Genomic DNA, 17165 nt, shown 5'->3' on the forward strand with positions numbered 1-17165 from the left:
GGCGGCCGCCGCGCTCCTGGCGGATTGATCAGATCAGCGAGCCCTGCAACCCGTCCAGCAGCTTGCGCACGGGCGCCGGAACACCGAACGAATCGAGATCGCTGAGCGCGACCCACGCGGTGTCGGCATCGCCCAGCGCGGCCAAAGCGCCGACTCCGCGATCCAGTTCCGCGAGGCGCGGCTCGATATCCAGTTTGAAATGCGTGAACACATGCGTGAGCGGCGCAAGCGGAGAGACCGCACCGTCGCCACCGAAAGCGCGCGCACGTTCGGCGAGCGCGGCTTCGTCGGCGGCTTCGGGCAGGCTCCACAAGCCGCCCCAGATACCGGACGGCGGACGCTTCTCCAGCATCACCGCGTTGCCGTCGCGCAGCACCAGCATCCATGTGCGGCGCGTCGGCACGGTCTTTTTCGGACGCGCCGTGGGCAGTACGCGCTGACGTCCGGTCAGGTTGGCGACGCAGTCGGCGGCGAACGGACAGCGCAGGCAGTCCGGCTTGCCGCGCACGCACAGCGTCGCGCCGAGATCCATCAAGCCTTGCGTGTACGCGCTGACGTCCGCATCCGATGCGTTCGACGGAAGCAGTGACTCCGCCAGCGTCCACATCGCGTTTTCGACTTTCTTTTCGCCCGGGAAACCTTCGACGCCGAACACGCGCGCCAGCACGCGCTTCACGTTGCCGTCGAGAATCGTCGCGCGCGCGCCGAATGCGAAGGACGCGATCGCCGCCGCCGTCGAGCGGCCGATGCCCGGCAATTCCGCCAGTTCCTCGACCGATGCCGGAAACGCACCGCCATGTTGCTCGACCACGACCTGCGCGCAGCGATGCAGGTTGCGTGCACGTATGTAATAACCAAGGCCGGCCCACAACGCCATCACGTCGTCAGACGGCGCGGCGGCGAGCGCGGCGACGGTCGGAAAACGCGCGAGAAATTTCGCGTAGTACGGAATCACCGTCGACACCTGCGTCTGCTGCAGCATGATTTCCGACAACCAGATGCGATACGGATCGCGCGTGTTCTGCCACGGCAAATCATGCCGGCCATGCTGACGCTGCCACGCGATCAGACGCACGGAAAAATCAGACATGACTGGAACGGCAGGCGCTTGCGGCGCGGCGGACGAAGTGGAACGCGGAGTTAAACGAGAAGGCATCGACGATTTAGCGCTGGCAGGTGGGACAGAAATACGTTGAACGCTGCCCTTGCACGATCTGTTTGATCGGCGTTCCACACACGCGGCATGGCAGTCCGGCGCGATCATAGACGAAATAATCGAGCTGGAAGTAACCGCTTTCGCCGTTGCTGCCGACGAAGTCGCGCAACGTGCTGCCGCCCTTCTCGATGGCGGCGGCGAGCGTCACACGCACGGCGTCGGCCAGCAACTCGTAGCGCACGAGCGAGACGCGCCCCGCCGCGGTGGTCGGCCGGATGCCGGCGCGAAACAGGCTCTCCGACGCGTAGATATTGCCCACGCCGACCACGACTTCACCCGCCAGCAGTGCCTGCTTCACCGAGACTTTGCGCCCCCGCGTGAGCCGGTGCATCAGCGCGCCGGAGAACGCGGGCGAAAACGGTTCGACGCCGAGGCTCGCGAGCAACGGATGCTCGAGCACGTCGCCGGCTTCGCGCGGGTGCCACAGCACCGCGCCGAAGCGCCGCGGATCGCGATAGCGCAAAATGAACTCGTCGAAAATCCAGTCGATGTGATCGTGCTTCGCCGCGGCCGGCGGATGCGGCACGTGACGCAGCACCCGCAACGTCCCAGTCATGCCAAGATGCACGATGAACCAGCCCGCGTCGATCTCGAACAGCAGGTACTTGCCGCGCCGCTCGACCTTGCGCACCACATGGCCGCGCAAGGTTTTCGCAAGATCGGCCGGAATTGGCCAGCGCAATGCGGGCGTGCGCACATCCACGCGCTCAACCTTGCGCCCGGACACATACGGTTCGATTCCCCGTCGGGTAACCTCAACTTCTGGCAACTCTGGCATGTCTAACTGGTGTGCAACTTGCGTGAGTGGTTGTGCGCGTATTGTAGCGAGCGCGTTACAATCGTCCGAAACATTGAACGGATTTCCATGAACTTGTCCTTCGTGAAGCTGTTTTTGAAGCGCCCGGCTAGCGCATTCCGCGTACCGCACGCCGTGTCCGCTCGCCGGATGCTCGGTGCGGCAGCGCTCGCAGTCTGGGCACTGGCGGCCGTGCCCGCTTACGCGCAGGACCCCTCGCCGGACTCGGATGACACCTCGGTCACCTTGCCGGATCCGCTCGGCCCGGCATCGGCGGAAGACCAGAAGTCGCTGCCCGGCGTGCCGCTAACGAGCCAGATCGTATTCCAGGTGCTCGCTGCCGAGGTCGCGCTGCAGCGCGACCAACCGGCGCCCGCCTATCAGACTTACCTCGCGCTCGCGCGGGACACGCACGATCCGCGTATGGCGCAGCGCGCCACCGAGATCGCGCTGGCCGCGCAGAGTCCGTCGGACGCGTTGGCCGCCGCGCAATTGTGGCAGCAGTATGCGCCGAACTCGGAACGCGCCGCGCAACTCGACGCATCGCTGCTCGTGTTGTCCGGCAAACCTGACGACGCGGCGCCCATCCTCGCCCGTGAACTCGCACGCGTACCCGCCGACAATCGCGGCAGCGCGATCCTCGCGTTGCAGTTGCTGCTCTCGCGCGGCCCGAACCGGATCGGCGGCCTGCACGTGTTGCAGGATCTGCTCAAGAACGACATGAACCGGCCCGAAGCGCAACTGGCGATCGCACGCCAGCAACTCGTATCGGACGACGCACCGGGCGCGCGCAAGTCGCTCGAACAGGCGCTCGCGCTCAAGCCCGACTATTTACCGGCAGCGCTGACGCTGTCGCAAATGGGCCCGGAAGAGCGCAAGGAAGGCATCGCTTCGCTCGAAAAGTACGTGCAGCAGAATCCGAAATCGCATGACGCGCGTCTCGCGCTTGCGCAGATGTATCTCGCGAGCGACCGTCTGGACGACGCGCAGAAGCAGTTCGAGACCATGCACAAGAACAACGCGAACGAGCTGACGCCGCTCATGGCGCTCGCGCTGATCAAGATCCAGCAGAAGAATTTCGCCGACGCGCAAACCTACCTGACGCAGTACGCCCAGCAAGCCGAAAAAACGCAGGGCGCCGATCCGGGCCAGGCGTACATCTACCTTGCGCAACTGTCGCTCGAGCAGAAGGATGAAGCGGCCGCGAGCGACTGGCTGAACAAGATCTCGCCGTCGAGCCAGCAATATGTGCCGGCGCAGATCACGCGCGCGCAATTGCTCGCCAAGCAGGGCAAGACCGACGACGCACGCAAGCTGCTGGCTAACCTGCCGGCGCCGGATCCGCGCGACCAGGCGCTGATCTCCCGCACCGACGCGGCGATCCTGTTCGACGCGAAGCGCTACCCGGAGGCGGAATCACGCCTGCAGCGAGCCACGGCGCAATTTCCCGACGACCCCGATCTGACCTACGACTACGCGATGTCCGCCGAGAAAACCGGCCATTACGACGTCATGGAAGCGCAGTTGCGCAAGCTGATCCAGACGCAGCCCGACAATCCGCAAGCGTATAACGCGCTCGGCTACTCGCTGGCCGATCGCAATCAGCGCCTCGCCGAAGCGGATAAGCTGGTCGAGAAGGCATCCTCATTGGCGCCGAACGACGCGTTCATCATGGACAGCGTCGGCTGGGTCAAATACCGGATGGGCAACACCTCGGACGCAATCAAGCTGCTGCGCAAAGCGTACGACATGCAGCCGAACGCCGAAATCGGCGCGCACCTCGGCGAAGTGCTATGGAAAACCGGCAATCAGGATCAGGCGCGCGCCGCTTTCCGCGATGCGCGCAAGCTCGAACCGGACAACGACACGCTTGTCAAAACGCTCCAACGTCTTCAGGTGAACGATCTTTGATGCGTCTTTCCCGTTTGATTTACTTTCCTCGGGCGCCGCGCAGCGCCGCGTTCGCTTTCGCTGCGGCAGCGGTCGTCGCACTGGCCGGTTGTGCATCGGTCAAACCGCAAGGGCCGTCCACGTCGAATGCCGCGACTTCCGTCACCGCGCAGACGAGCCGTGCTTACCAAGGCCGTTTCGCGGTCCAGTACAACGATCAGAACGGCCAGCAGCGCAACGCTTACGGCAACTTCACGTGGCGGGAAACCGGCGACACCGTGACCCTGCAGTTGCGCAACCCGCTCGGCCAGACGCTGGCGGTGGTGACGTCGTCGCCGGCTTCGGCAACGCTGGAGCTGCCGAATCGCCAGCCGCTCACCGCGGATAACGTCTCCACGCTGATGCAGAATGCGCTCGGCTTCGCGTTGCCGGTCGAAGGGCTGCGCTATTGGCTGCAACCGTCGCCGGCGCCCACTTCGCGCGCCAGGACCGAGAAGGATCCCGAGCAACCGTCGCGGCTCAAGCAAATCACACAGGACGGCTGGACGATCGACTATCTGGCTTATGCCGACGCGCCCGCCACTGGTGTGAAGCGCATCAACCTGAGCCGTTCGGAACCGCCGCTCGACATCAAGCTCGTGCTGGATCAGTAACCTCGCGCCGTCTCGCGCAACCTTGCCGCTTCTTCGGCGCCATCTGGCGCATGTAGCCTCGACTCATGATTGAAACGACCGATTCGCTGCGCGATTGCCTCGCGCCAGCGAAACTCAACCTCTTCCTGCACATCACAGGCCGCCGGCCGGATGGCTATCACACGCTGCAAACGGTCTTCCAGTTGCTCGACTGGGGTGACACGCTGCACTTCACGCGACGTGAGGACGGACTCATCACGCGCAGCACCGAAATCGCCGACGTGCCGCCGGAACACGACCTGACTGTGCGCGCGGCGACGCTGCTCAAAGCGCATACGGGCTCGCCTGAAGGCGTCGATATCGAAATCGACAAGCGTCTGCCGATGGGTGCCGGCCTTGGCGGCGGCAGCTCTGATGCGGCGACGACGCTGCTCGCGCTGAACCGTCTGTGGAAGCTCAATCTGCCGCGCCTGGAGTTGCAGGCGCTGGCATTGAAACTTGGCGCCGATGTGCCGTTTTTTGTTTTCGGAAAAAATGCGTTCGCACAGGGTGTCGGAGAAGCTTTAGACGTTGTACAATTGCCGCCGCGCCATTTCCTAGTAGTGACGCCGAGGGTTCATGTTCCGACTGCAGCGATTTTCTCTGAAAAAGCGTTGACAAGAGATTCAAAACCCCTCACAATTACGGACTTTCCTGCAGAACTTAGCTGCAACACTGAGTGGCCAGAAAGTTTCGGCCGCAATGACATGCAGCAGGTTGTCGTAGGAAAATACGCGGAAGTAGCGCATGTGTTGCGATGGTTTGAAAACGTCGCGCCAGCGCGGATGTCTGGATCAGGTGCGAGTGTTTTTGCCGCGTTCCGAAGTAAAGCTGAAGCAGAAGCGGTGCAAGCCAAACTGCCAGCCGAATGGAATAGCGCAGTGACCGCAGGTCTCGATCAGCATCCACTCTTTACTTTCGCGTCATAAGTTTTGCATCGTCGAACGCTCCTCGTTCGGTGAAGCTCAAAGTTAGTGTAGGGGAGTCGCCAAGTTGGTTAAGGCACCGGATTTTGATTCCGGCATTCGAAGGTTCGACTCCTTCCTCCCCTGCCAAAATTCTCGCATTTCCCTCGCCCCCAGCCTGAAGCAGGTGCACGATGAGCAGCCATGACGGCCTGATGGTTTTTACTGGCAACGCAAATCCCGCGCTTGCACAGGAAGTCGTCAAAATCCTCGGTATTCCCCTCGGCAAAGCAATGGTTAGCCGTTTCTCGGACGGTGAAATCCAAGTCGAGATTCAGGAAAACGTGCGTGGCAAGGATGTCTTCGTCCTGCAGTCCACGTGCGCACCGGCGAACGACAACCTGATGGAACTGATGATCATGGTCGATGCGCTCAAGCGCGCATCCGCCGGCCGGATCACCGCAGCCATCCCTTACTTTGGTTATGCTCGTCAAGATCGCCGCCCGCGTTCCGCGCGCGTCGCCATCTCGGCGAAGATCGTGGCGAACATGCTGGAAATCGCCGGCGTCGAGCGGATCATTACGATGGATCTGCACGCCGACCAGATCCAAGGCTTCTTCGACATTCCGGTCGACAACATCTACGCTACGCCCGTGCTACTCGGCGATCTGCGCAAGCAGAACTACGAGAACCTGCTGGTCGTTTCGCCGGACGTCGGCGGCGTGGTGCGTGCCCGGGCATTGGCCAAGCAACTGAATTGCGATCTCGCGATCATCGACAAACGCCGCCCGAAGGCGAACGTTGCCGAAGTGATGAACATCATCGGCGAAGTCGAAGGCCGTACCTGCGTGATCATGGACGACATGGTCGACACCGCCGGCACGCTCTGCAAGGCAGCACAAGTTTTGAAGGAACGCGGCGCAAAGCAGGTGTTCGCTTACGCCACGCACCCGGTTCTGTCGGGCGGCGCGGGCGAGCGTATCGCGGCTTCCGCACTCGACGAACTCGTTGTCACGGACACGATCCCGCTAGGCGAAGAAGCCCGCTCGTGCGCAAAGATCCGTTCGTTGACCAGCGCCGGCCTGCTTGCCGAAACGTTCTCGCGGATTCGCCGCGGCGATTCGGTCATGTCGCTGTTCGCTGAAAGTTAAGTATTTGCGAAGGCGCAGTGCGCCGCTTCTGGCGGCAAGCTGCGCTTTTGCACAATCGGCATGAACGAACGAAGGTTCGTGCCGCAGCTCTGGGGCCTCAGCCATCTGGCTTGGAGGCCCCGTTTTTACTGCCTGGTCGCGGGCAGTGCATTGGAGATTCAAAATGAAAGTAGTCGCTTTCGAGCGTTCTTTGCAAGGTACGGGTGCGAGCCGCCGCCTGCGTAACTCGGGCAAGACCCCGGGCATCGTATATGGCGCTGGTGCTGAAACGCAATTGGTCGAACTGGACCACAACGCGCTGTGGCACGCGCTGAAGAAAGAAGTTTTCCACTCGTCGATCCTCGATCTGGAAGTGGCAGGCAAGTCGCAACAGGTTCTGCTGCGCGACGTGCAATACCACCCGTTCCGTCAGCTCGTGCTGCACGTGGACTTCCAACGTGTCGACGCGAAGAAGAAGCTGCACACCAAGGTGCCGCTGCACTTCATGAACCAGGAATCGAACCCGGCAGTGAAGCTGTCGAGCGCGGTGATCTCGCACGTCATCAACGAAATCGAAATCGAGTGCCTGCCGTCGGCACTGCCGGAATTCCTCGAAGTTGATCTGGCGACGATCGAAGCAGGTCACTCGGTTCACGCCAAAGACATCAAGCTGCCGGCAGGTGTGTCGCTGGTTGCTCACGTCGAAGCAGAAAACCCGGTGGTCGCAGCTGCAACGATCCCGGCTGGCGCAATCGCTGAAGGCGACGCCGCTGCTGCTGAAGGCGAAGGCGAAAAGCCGGCTGCTTAAGGGCGCCTCAGGCAAAGAGCAAGAAATCCTCTCGATCCGTTTGAATGAAACGGTCGACGTGACCCGCCGAGGTTCGCCCCGGCGGGTTTTTTTTCGGTTTTTTTCGGCTCGGCTGCGTTCAGCTTTCGGGCCAGACGGACCTACGCAATCATGATCAAGCTGATCGTCGGCCTCGGCAATCCGGGCGCCGAATATACCGCGACGCGCCACAACGCCGGCTTCTGGCTGGTCGATCAACTGGCGCGCGAAGCAGGCGCGACGCTGCGCGACGAACGGCGTTTCCACGGCTTCTATGCCAAGGCACGGCTTCACGGCGAGGAAGTACATCTGCTGGAACCGCAGACGTATATGAACCGTTCCGGCCAATCGGTCGTGGCGGTTGCGCAGTTCTTCAAAATTCTCCCCGACGAAATCCTGGTCGCGCACGACGAACTCGACATGCCGCCCGGCAGCATCAAGCTGAAGCTCGGCGGCGGCAGCGGCGGCCACAACGGGCTGAAGGACATTACCGCGCATCTGTCGTCGCAGCAGTATTGGCGGCTGCGGATCGGCATCGGCCATCCGCGCGACCTGATTCCTGAGAGCGCGCGCGCCGGTGCCAAGCCCGACGTCGCCAACTACGTGCTGAAGCCGCCGCGCCGGGAAGAGCAGGACGTGATCGATGCGTCGATCGAGCGTGGGCTTGCCGTCATGCCGCAAATCATCAAGGGCGAACTGGAACGCGCAATGATGCAACTGCATCGCAACCCTTAGACTGTTTCGCTGGAAGCCAGCTTGCCGTAACGCCGTCGACAGCAACGATCTTGTTTGGGAGGAGAACCGCTTGAGCCGCTATTGGAGTGACATCGTTCACCGTCTGACGCCGTATGTGCCGGGCGAACAGCCCGTGGTCGCGCATCCGGTCAAGCTGAATACCAACGAGAATCCGTATCCGCCGTCGCCGCGGGTGCTCGAAGCGATCCGGCGGGAACTGGGCGACGCGGCCGAATCGCTGCGGCGCTACCCCGATCCGACTGCGTACAAGCTCCGCGAAACGGTGGCCGCGTACCACGGCATCCGCGCGGAACAGGTGTTTGCCGGCAACGGCTCTGACGAAGTGCTCGCACTCACGTTCCAGGCCTTGCTCAAGCACGACAAGCCCCTGCTGTTTCCGGACATCACGTACAGCTTCTATCCGACGTATGCGCGCCTTTTCGAAGTCGACTACCGGACCATCCCGCTGGACGACAGCTTCGCGATCAACGTCGACGACTACAAGTCGCCGAATGGCGGCATCCTGTTCCCGAATCCGAATGCGCCGACCGGCCGGCCGCTGCCGCTCGCCGATATCGAGCGCCTGGTGGCGAGCAATCCCGATTCCGTCGTGGTGATCGACGAAGCCTATGTGGATTTCGGCGCCGAATCGGCCATCGGTCTGATCGACCGTTATCCGAATCTGCTGGTCGTACAGACCGTGTCGAAGTCGCGTTCGCTGGCCGGAATCCGCGTCGGCTTTGCGTTCGGCAACCCGGAGTTGATCGGCGCGCTGAACCGCGTGAAGGACAGTTTCAACTCGTATCCGCTCGACCGCCTTGCGCAAGTCGCCGCCGTGGCGGCATACGAAGACGACGCGTGGTTTCGCGACACCTGCGCCAAAGTCGTGGCAAGCCGCGAGCGACTGGCTGCGGGGCTGACGGCATTGGGCTTCGAGGTGGTGCCGTCGGCGGCGAATCTGCTGTTCGCTCGCCATGAGGGCTACGACGCCGCGACGCTTGTGCTGCGACTGAGGGAAAAGGAGATCTTCGTGCGCCATTTCAAGGCGCCGCGCATCGACCAGCATCTGCGCATCTCGGTCGGCACCGACGCCGAATGCGACATTCTGCTGGACGCGTTGCGCGAGATATTCAGCGCGTACGTGGGATAGGACCGCGCAAAAGCATCACCGCCAAAAGAAAACGGCGAGGCCAAAAAGCCCCGCCGTTTTCTTTTGACTTCGTACCTCAGGCGCCCTTCGCGACCTGCAGCGCGTGGTACTTCGCCATCAAGCCATCAGGCGTCTCCAGATGGTCCGGGTCGCGCGGAATACATTCGACCGGGCACACCTGAATACACTGCGGCTCGTCGAAATGCCCGACGCACTCGGTACATTTTTTCGGGTCGATCACGTAGATTTCCGGGCCCATCGAAATTGCGTCGTTCGGGCACTCAGGCTCGCACACGTCGCAATTGATGCACTCGTCGGTAATCATCAAGGCCATACTTCTCTCACTTCACGCCGGCCGCAGCCGGCTTTGATCCGTCAAACCAACAGTTTACGCCGGTTACGGTTGTCCCGCCGAAGCGCCGCTGGCCGGATCCATCGCGGCGACTTTTTCCGTCAACCATTTCTCGACCGACGGGAACACGAACTTGCTGACGTCGCCGCCGAGCTGGGCGATTTCACGCACGATCGTGCCCGAGATGAACTGGTACTGATCGGACGGCGTCATGAACATGGTTTCGACGTCGGGCAGCAAATAGCGATTCATGCCGGCCATCTGGAACTCATATTCGAAGTCCGACACAGCCCGCAGGCCGCGCACGATCACGCGCGCGTTGTTGGTGCGCACGAAATCCTTCAATAGCCCTTTGAAGCTCATCACCTGAACGTTCGGGTAGTGCCCGAGCACTTCGTGAGCGATGTCGAGGCGCTCTTCGAGCGTGAAAAATGGCTTCTTGTTGCGGCTGTCGGCAACGCCGACCACCAGCGTGTCGAAAATGCTCGACGCGCGCCGAACGAGGTCTTCGTGACCGCGCGTCAGCGGGTCGAACGTGCCCGGGTACACGGCGACTACCATGAGACTTCTCCTCTCTTCAGACAAAAGGGCACGTCAAAGCGTCCACGCGACGCATTTGGCACCGACCGCGCCCGTGACGGCGAACCGTCCGGCGCTTGTTTTGGAACGCGCATTATTCCTTATTTTCGCGCTGCAGCAAATGAAAGTGGACAGCGCCGGCTTTACCTTGCCGCACAATGTCCCAGCCCGCGAGCGTCTCGTTCCCGTCGAGTTCGAGCGCCTCACCCGCTTCCACATATAGGAATCCGTCTGCGCTCACGAGCGGCGCCGCCAGCGCGAGCGCTTTGCCGAGCAGGTCGTCGCCGAAGGGCGGATCGAGAAACACCACGTCGAACGAACCGGGCGGGAGGCTCGCGGCAAGACGCAAACCGTCTGCTTCAGCGATTTCGATTGTGCGCGCCGCCAGGCGTTCCTGGTTTGCGCGCAACTGGCTGGCAGCGCGCGCATTGCGCTCCACCATCAAGACCCGTGCCGCGCCGCGCGACGCGGCCTCAAACCCCAGCGCGCCGCTGCCGGCGAACAGATCGAGGCAGCGCTGGCCGTCCAGATTCTGCCCGAGCCAGTTGAACAGCGTCTCGCGCACGCGATCGGGCGTGGGGCGCAGGCCGTCGAGATCGAGCACGGGCAAAGGCGTGCGCTTCCAGTCGCCGCCGATGATACGGATGGCGTGCGGCTTGCCGCCTTTGGACGAAGCGCCATGGGCGCGTGAAGGTGCGGAACGGGGCATGCGGTTTCGATTACGTTATTGAAGCGCCCGCGACGACGAAATATGCGGGCCGGAGCGCCAACGTTACCACAGCGACGCCCCGCGTCCAGCCTGGCCGTTCGGCCGATACGACGGCCGGCGGCGCGCCTGATAAAATGTGCGGCTTCCAGCGCCTTGCATCCCGCATCGCAACGCTGCCTGCCGCTCCCACCGGTCTTGTGCCGGCTGCGCGCATCGGCGCGCGCTCTCACCACGCCAGATCATGTTCAGCTTTTTCAAACGATTCAAGGGTTCGAAAGAGTCCGATAACGCGCCAGAAGAGTCGCAAACCGCGCCAGAAGGCTCGACGCCCGCAGGCGCGGTCGAGGCGCCCGTCGCGCCGGCCACGCCGCAGCCGGCCGCGGCTCCGGTTCGCATCGAGACGCCGCCGGTGGCCGCTCCGTCCGCAATCGATCCCGAGCCTGAAGCATTCGCGCTCGAAGAAACTGTCGAAGTCGTCCCGCCGCCGCTGCCGGACGCGGGCGCCAAGCGTTCGTGGCTAACGCGTCTGAAGACCGGCTTGTCGAAGACGAGTTCGAACCTGACCGGCATTTTCGTCGGCACGAAGATTGACGAAGATCTGTACGAAGAGCTCGAAACCGCGCTGCTGATGTCGGACGCTGGCGTCGACGCCACCGAATTCCTGCTCGAAGCGCTGCGCGAAAAAGTGCGCGCCGAGCGCCTCGCCGATCCCCAGCAGGTCAAAATCGCGCTGCGCACGTTGCTAGTCGATCTGCTCAAGCCGCTGGAAAAATCGCTCATGCTCGGTCGCGCGCAGCCGCTCGTGATGATGATCGCCGGCGTCAACGGCGCGGGCAAGACCACCAGCATCGGCAAGCTCGCCAAGCATCTGCAGAGTTTCGATCAATCCGTGCTGCTGGCCGCAGGCGACACGTTCCGCGCCGCCGCGCGCGAGCAACTGGCCATCTGGGGTCAGCGCAACAACGTAACCGTGGTCTCGCAGGAAAGCGGCGACCCGGCTGCGGTGATCTTCGACGCGGTCGGCGCCGCGCGCGCGCGCAAAATCGACGTGATGATGGCGGACACGGCCGGCCGCTTGCCGACCCAGCTGCATCTGATGGAAGAACTACGCAAGGTCAAGCGCGTGATCGGCAAGGCGCAAGACGGTGCGCCACACGAGGTGTTGCTGGTGATCGACGCCAACACCGGCCAGAACGCGCTCGCGCAAGTGAAGGCTTTCGACGACGCGCTCGGCCTCACCGGCCTGATCGTCACCAAACTCGACGGCACGGCGAAGGGCGGCATTCTGGCCGCGATCGCACGGCAGCGTCCGATTCCGGTGTACTTCATCGGCGTCGGCGAAAAGGTCGAGGATTTGCAGCCGTTCAGCGCGGAAGAGTTTTCCGACGCGTTGCTGGGCGGCTAAGCGCCACGGCGCTCGCGGGCTAAGCTTTAGGCAGAAAAAAGGGCACTCCGAAAAGTGCCCTTTTTTCATTCCGCCTGCCGGATCATCACGAATTACTCAGCGTCCGGCTGCGCGCCCGGCGCTGCGCGGGCAAACGCGTCGAGTTGCATCGCGTGATCGTAGATGCGTTGAATCGTCGGAAACTTCGCTGTGTCGACCTTAAAGCGCTGCGCGTTGAACACCTGCGGAATCAGACAGGTGTCGGCAATGGTCGGTGTATCGCCGAAACACAGCTTGCCGGTGCGGGAATCTGCCGCCAGATGTGTTTCCAACGTCGCGAAGCCGGCTTCCACCCAATGCCGGTACCAGGCGTCCTTGGCGTAATCGTCGACGCCCAACGTGTGCTTCAGATACTTCAGCACGCGCAGGTTGTTCAGCGGATGAATCTCGCACGCCACCTGCAACGCCAGCGCGCGCACATACGCACGATCTGCCGGCGCCTTGGGCAACAGCGGCGGCTCGGGATGCATCTCTTCCAGATACTCGATGATCGCGAGCGACTGCGGCATCACTTCATTGCCGTCGACAAAGGTCGGCACGATCCCGTCCGCGTTCACCTTGCGGTATTCGGGCTTCAACTGCTCGCCGCCGTCGCGCACGAGATGCACCGGCACGTAGTCGTACGGCAGATTCTTCACGTTCAGCGCAATGCGCACGCGATAAGACGCCGAGCTACGGAAATAGCTGTAGAGCTTCATGTTGCCTGTCTCCTCCAACCGGCCGTCAGACGACGCGCACGCTGAGCTCGCCGAGCCCGTCCACGCCACCCTTCATCAGATCGCCCTGCACCACTGCGCCGACGCCTTCCGGCGTGCCGGTGAAGATCAGATCGCCAGGTTGCAGTTCGAACAGCGTCGACAGATAAGCGATCGTCTCGGCCACCGACCAGATCAGTTGCGACACGTCGGAGTTTTGCTTTTCTTCGCCGTTCACCGATAGCCAGATCGCGCCCTTGTCGACATGGCCGACCGTCGCCGCCGGATGAATCGGGCCGAGCGGCGCCGAGTGATCGAAGCCCTTCGCGGTATCCCACGGACGGCCCAGCTTCTTGGCTTCGGCCTGCAGATCGCGGCGCGTCATATCGAGACCGAGCGCGTAGCCGTACACGTGGTCTAGCGCGCTCTCGACTGGAATGTTCTTGCCGCCCTTGCCGATCGCCGCCACCATTTCCATCTCGAAGTGGACGTTTTTCGACAGCGACGGATACGGAAACTCGCCGGTAGCACCGGGCGCGACGTACAGCACGGCATCGGCTGGCTTGGCGAAGAAGAACGGCGGTTCGCGGTCGGGATCATGTCCCATCTCGCGCGCGTGCGCCTCGTAATTGCGGCCCACACAGTAGATGCGACGCACCGCGAACTGCTCGCTGGACCCCACAACCGGCACCGCGACCACCGGTGCGGGTGCAAATACGTAACTCATCCCGTTCTCCGTTTCTTGATGTGTGCCGCCTGTGCGGCGATAAAACATCGAGTGTAACGCGCGGCAAAGCGCCGCGCGCACCAGTCCGGCATGGACTGGCAAGGCCGGCGGCACGGGCGCGGGGCCTCGCCGGATCGCCATAGATGCGATACTCACACTCAACAGCGTCCCTTGAATACCGTGGCAAGCCGCTTTGAAGCGGCACGCCAACTCGTTCCCTTGCGCCCGATGACCGACTCCTCCGACACCGTCAATCCCTTCCCCTGCGCCCGCTTCATCAAGGAAATCGGCCGCGGCCCGAACGGCGCCCGCGCGCTGACCGCCGACGATACACGCGCGCTCTACACCGCCATGCTCGACGGTCGCGTGGCCGAGCTCGAACTCGGCGCGGTGCTGCTCGCGTACCGCGTGAAGGGCGAAACCGCCGACGAACTCGCCGCGATGCTGGCCGGCGCACATGCGTCGTTCGAGCCGGTTCATTTGCCGCACGGCACGTTCCGACCCGTGTCCATACCGAGCTACAACGGCGCGCGCAAGCAGCCGAATCTGGTGCCGCTGCTCGCGCTGCTGCTGGCGCGCGAAGGCGTGCCGGTGCTGGTGCACGGCGTCACCGAAGATCCGGGCCGGGTGACGAGCGCGGAAATCTTCACGCATCTGCAGATTCAGCACGCACGATCGCACGCCGATATCGAAGACGGTCTCGCCGAGCACCGCGTTGCGTTTGCTCCAATCGAGGTGCTCGCGCCGAAACTCGCACGTCTGCTTGCGCTGCGCCGGCGCATGGGCGTGCGCAACTCGACGCACACGCTCGTGAAAATCCTTCAGCCGTTTGCGCCCGCGGGTCTGCGCCTCGTGAACTACACGCACCCGCCGTATCGCGACAGCCTCACACAACTGTTCAACACACATCCGGACGCGGCCACCGGCGGCGCGCTGCTTGCGCGCGGCACCGAAGGCGAAGCGGTGGCCGATACGCGTCGTCAGGTGCAGGTCGACTGGTTGCACGACGGTGTCTGCGAAACGCGCGTGCCGCACGAGCGCTCGTCGCCCGATGCGCCGGAAGTGGATTTGCCCGAGGCCAAGGACGCGCCGACGACGGCCGCCTGGATCAGCGCCGTCTTGCGCGGCGAAGCCCCCGTGCCGAGCGCGATCGAACGCCAGGTGGAACTGATCGTGGATGTCGCCAGAATGCCCATTTAGCGGCTGCGCGGTAAGCGCTCCGGCGCGCTTGCAGTCGCCCGCCGCGACCCACGCGGGTTGACACGCCGCAACGCGGCGTCATACATTAGCCCCATGCGTTCCCTTCCGAACACCCTCCGAATTACCTCCGGCCGCCTAGCGCGGCCCCTATCGCTACGTCTAGCGTAAGTCAGGCGTAGCGCCGCGCGTTGGCATCTCAGGTTGCTCAAAGCGCGGGCTCTCCAGCAGTTCCGTTGTTCCTGTTGCACCCCCAAAGCGTAGTTCTTCACAACCTGTAGTCGTTTGCATTCGTCCGTTTACCGCGCGGACGAAGCGCGAGGATCAAATGCACGCCGCATGGGCTTTATCCACGTCCGTTTTCGCCGTCACGGTGACGCCGTTCGTTCGCGCCCGTTCGTTGTTGCCGCTAGCCACCGGCTGGCGGACCGTGCATCCGTGGCAGTCCGCCAACCGCTCCCGGCCACACCTTTTCGCAGACGACCCAACGAACGAGGCTCACCATGTTGCAAAACCCCGCTGAAAAATACCGCCCCTTCCCGCCCGTACGTCTGACCGGCCGTAAATGGCCGAGCCGCACGATCGACCGGGCGCCGATCTGGATGAGCACCGATCTGCGCGACGGCAATCAGGCGCTGATCGAGCCGATGAACGCCGCGCAAAAGCTCGAGTTCTTCGAGATGCTGGTCGCGATCGGTTTCAAGGAGATCGAGGTCGGCTACCCGTCGGCGTCGCAAACGGACTTCGATTTCGTCCGCAAGCTGATCGAGGAAAAGCGCATTCCCGACGACGTGACCATCGAGGTCTTCATGCCGTCGCGAGCGGAACTGATTGCGCGCACGTTCGAGGCGCTGGAAGGCGCGCCGCGCGCCATCGTGCACTTGTACAACGCGATTTGCCCATCGTTTCGGCGGATCGTGTTCAATCAGTCGAAGGCCGAGATCAAGGCGCTGGCCGTGCAGGGCACGCAACTCATCAAGGACCATGCGCAAGCGCGTCCCGGCACGCACTGGATCTTCCAGTACTCGCCGGAAACGTTCAATACGACCGAATTGCCGTTTGCACGCGAAGTGTGCGACGCGGTCGCGCAGACGTGGCGCCCCACGCGTGATCACAAAATGATCGTCAACCTGCCCGCGAGCGTGGAGGTGGCGACGCCGAATGCTTTCGCCGATCAGATCGAATGGATGCATCGCAATCTTGGCTATCGCGACAGCATCGTGCTGTCGGTGCATCCGCATAACGATCGCGGCACCGCGGTGGCCGCCGCGGAACTGGCGCTGCTGGCGGGCGCGGACCGCGTCGAAGGCTGCCTGTTCGGCAACGGCGAGCGCACCGGCAACGTCGATCTCGTCGCGCTGGCGATGAATCTGGATGCGCAGGGTGTCGATACGGGGCTCGATTTCTCCGATATGGAGGCGGTCCGGCTCATGGCGGAGCGCTGCAATCAGTTGCCGGTGCATCCACGCCATCCATATGCAGGCGAAGCGGTGATGCGGGCGAAGAACGCGGAGCGGCAAGGCGTCGCGGCGCAGGTGCTCAAAGTGGCAGAAACCGGCGCGCCGGATCGACGCGAATGGAGCGGTTTGGATCAGGAAAGCGTCGCCGCCTGAGAATCAGGCCGACGTGAGGCAAACCGACGCAAACACGATGCGCGAGCGCTCGCGTCAATCGGAGCGGCCCGCTCACAAGGCGCCGCCGGCTCGACAGAATGAGCTCACAAGGCTCACTCGATTGCGCAACGCGTGGCCTGCCAGGCGATCAGGCGCCAACGGCCGTCTTCCTGCATATGAATCGCCGTGTAGGCGATCGGAAACAGCAGCGCCCCGTTGTTCGCCTCCATTTCGATCAGCGCGCGACCGGTTATCACGCAGATCTCGCGCCCGACCGGCAGCACCTCTTGCGACTGAATCTCGATCTGCCGATAGCGGCGGCGGCCCGTGGTAATCCCGTCGATGAACTGCCGTTTGGTTTCCCGCTTGCCGTTCGTGTGAACGTAGCTCACGTTGTCCGCGAGCAGGGCGTCGAGCGAGGGCCCGTCGCCGTCGACCATCGCCCGAAAGCGCTCTCGCTCGAGTTCGCGAACCGCTTCGATAATCTTTGCTGCCATCGCTCAGCCCCTTGCACCGGTGAGCCAACGTGG

17 protein-coding genes, 1 tRNA gene and 1 pseudogene are annotated in these 17165 nt (G+C 63.0%); 11 read left to right on the plus strand and 8 right to left on the minus strand.

Going from position 1 to position 17165, the window contains the following annotated elements:
- Positions 1 to 28 precede the first annotated feature (28 nt).
- The gene (mutY, locus tag B0G82_RS04060) at positions 29 to 1156 is read right to left on the minus strand and encodes an A/G-specific adenine glycosylase (RefSeq protein WP_199730054.1); all 1128 of its coding nucleotides are present in this window, start codon (positions 1154 to 1156) and stop codon (positions 29 to 31) included.
- 7 nt (positions 1157 to 1163) lie between these two features.
- The gene (mutM, locus tag B0G82_RS04065) at positions 1164 to 1994 is read right to left on the minus strand and encodes a bifunctional DNA-formamidopyrimidine glycosylase/DNA-(apurinic or apyrimidinic site) lyase (RefSeq protein WP_121306723.1); all 831 of its coding nucleotides are present in this window, start codon (positions 1992 to 1994) and stop codon (positions 1164 to 1166) included.
- A gap of 87 nt (positions 1995 to 2081) precedes the next feature.
- Between mutM and B0G82_RS04070 the strand changes: the two genes are divergently transcribed.
- The 8 genes from B0G82_RS04070 to hisC all read left to right on the plus strand — a co-directional run bounded on the left by B0G82_RS04070 (position 2082) and on the right by hisC (position 9319).
- On the plus strand, positions 2082 to 3923 hold the full coding sequence (locus tag B0G82_RS04070) for a tetratricopeptide repeat protein (protein ID WP_121306724.1): 1842 nt from the start codon (positions 2082 to 2084) through the stop codon (positions 3921 to 3923).
- Positions 3923 to 4555: a lipoprotein insertase outer membrane protein LolB gene (gene lolB / locus B0G82_RS04075; protein ID WP_121306725.1), complete on the plus strand. Its 633-nt coding sequence runs from the start codon at positions 3923 to 3925 to the stop codon at positions 4553 to 4555. Before B0G82_RS04070 ends, lolB begins: the two co-directional genes overlap by 1 nt.
- A gap of 65 nt (positions 4556 to 4620) precedes the next feature.
- Entirely contained in the window at positions 4621 to 5502 is an 882-nt protein-coding gene (gene ispE, locus B0G82_RS04080; RefSeq protein WP_121306726.1) for a 4-(cytidine 5'-diphospho)-2-C-methyl-D-erythritol kinase, read from the plus strand.
- Positions 5503 to 5551: 49 nt separating this feature from the next.
- Positions 5552 to 5628 (plus strand) — tRNA-Gln (locus B0G82_RS04085).
- 44 nt (positions 5629 to 5672) lie between these two features.
- Positions 5673 to 6629, plus strand: coding sequence for a ribose-phosphate pyrophosphokinase (locus B0G82_RS04090; RefSeq protein ID WP_006048037.1), 957 nt, complete (start codon positions 5673 to 5675; stop codon positions 6627 to 6629).
- A 163-nt stretch (positions 6630 to 6792) separates the two neighbouring features.
- On the plus strand, positions 6793 to 7416 hold the full coding sequence (locus B0G82_RS04095) for a 50S ribosomal protein L25/general stress protein Ctc (RefSeq protein ID WP_106282125.1): 624 nt from the start codon (positions 6793 to 6795) through the stop codon (positions 7414 to 7416).
- Positions 7417 to 7566: 150 nt separating this feature from the next.
- A complete protein-coding gene (gene pth, locus B0G82_RS04100; protein ID WP_106282127.1) occupies positions 7567 to 8169 on the plus strand; it encodes an aminoacyl-tRNA hydrolase in 603 nt (200 codons plus the stop codon).
- 70 nt (positions 8170 to 8239) lie between these two features.
- Positions 8240 to 9319 carry a histidinol-phosphate transaminase gene (hisC, locus tag B0G82_RS04105; RefSeq protein WP_121306727.1) on the plus strand — a complete coding sequence of 360 codons (1080 nt, stop codon included), beginning with the start codon at positions 8240 to 8242 and terminating at the stop codon, positions 9317 to 9319.
- 76 nt (positions 9320 to 9395) lie between these two features.
- Here the strand turns inward: hisC and B0G82_RS04110 are convergent, their stop codons facing one another.
- The 3 genes from B0G82_RS04110 to rsmD form a co-directional block, all read right to left on the minus strand.
- Entirely contained in the window at positions 9396 to 9653 is a 258-nt protein-coding gene (locus B0G82_RS04110) for a YfhL family 4Fe-4S dicluster ferredoxin (RefSeq protein WP_121306728.1), read from the minus strand.
- 63 nt (positions 9654 to 9716) lie between these two features.
- Positions 9717 to 10232: a pantetheine-phosphate adenylyltransferase gene (coaD, locus tag B0G82_RS04115; protein WP_012431643.1), complete on the minus strand. Its 516-nt coding sequence runs from the start codon at positions 10230 to 10232 to the stop codon at positions 9717 to 9719.
- Positions 10233 to 10344: 112 nt separating this feature from the next.
- The gene (rsmD, locus tag B0G82_RS04120) at positions 10345 to 10959 is read right to left on the minus strand and encodes a 16S rRNA (guanine(966)-N(2))-methyltransferase RsmD (RefSeq protein ID WP_116143038.1); all 615 of its coding nucleotides are present in this window, start codon (positions 10957 to 10959) and stop codon (positions 10345 to 10347) included.
- Between the two features lie 241 nt (positions 10960 to 11200).
- On the opposite strand from rsmD, the gene ftsY reads away from it, so the two are divergent.
- Positions 11201 to 12364 (plus strand): signal recognition particle-docking protein FtsY, encoded by a 1164-nt coding sequence (gene ftsY / locus B0G82_RS04125; protein ID WP_116143040.1) that lies wholly within the window; start codon positions 11201 to 11203, stop codon positions 12362 to 12364.
- A 92-nt stretch (positions 12365 to 12456) separates the two neighbouring features.
- Here ftsY and maiA read toward each other — a convergent pair whose 3' ends face one another.
- Positions 12457 to 13101 (minus strand): maleylacetoacetate isomerase, encoded by a 645-nt coding sequence (maiA, locus tag B0G82_RS04130; RefSeq protein ID WP_116143044.1) that lies wholly within the window; start codon positions 13099 to 13101, stop codon positions 12457 to 12459.
- A gap of 25 nt (positions 13102 to 13126) precedes the next feature.
- Positions 13127 to 13825: a fumarylacetoacetate hydrolase family protein gene (locus tag B0G82_RS04135; protein ID WP_106282139.1), complete on the minus strand. Its 699-nt coding sequence runs from the start codon at positions 13823 to 13825 to the stop codon at positions 13127 to 13129.
- A gap of 228 nt (positions 13826 to 14053) precedes the next feature.
- Between B0G82_RS04135 and ybiB the strand changes: the two genes are divergently transcribed.
- Positions 14054 to 15025 carry a DNA-binding protein YbiB gene (ybiB, locus tag B0G82_RS04140; RefSeq protein WP_121308611.1) on the plus strand — a complete coding sequence of 324 codons (972 nt, stop codon included), beginning with the start codon at positions 14054 to 14056 and terminating at the stop codon, positions 15023 to 15025.
- Positions 15026 to 15525: 500 nt separating this feature from the next.
- Positions 15526 to 16557: pseudogene (locus B0G82_RS04145) on the plus strand (2-isopropylmalate synthase); the annotation flags it as partial.
- 191 nt (positions 16558 to 16748) lie between these two features.
- Here B0G82_RS04145 and B0G82_RS04150 read toward each other — a convergent pair.
- Positions 16749 to 17132: a nuclear transport factor 2 family protein gene (locus tag B0G82_RS04150; RefSeq protein ID WP_116143050.1), complete on the minus strand. Its 384-nt coding sequence runs from the start codon at positions 17130 to 17132 to the stop codon at positions 16749 to 16751.
- Positions 17133 to 17165: the final 33 nt, after the last annotated feature.

It is taken from the genome of Paraburkholderia sp. BL17N1 (assembly GCF_003634175.1).
Classification (GTDB): Bacteria; Pseudomonadota; Gammaproteobacteria; order Burkholderiales; family Burkholderiaceae; genus Paraburkholderia.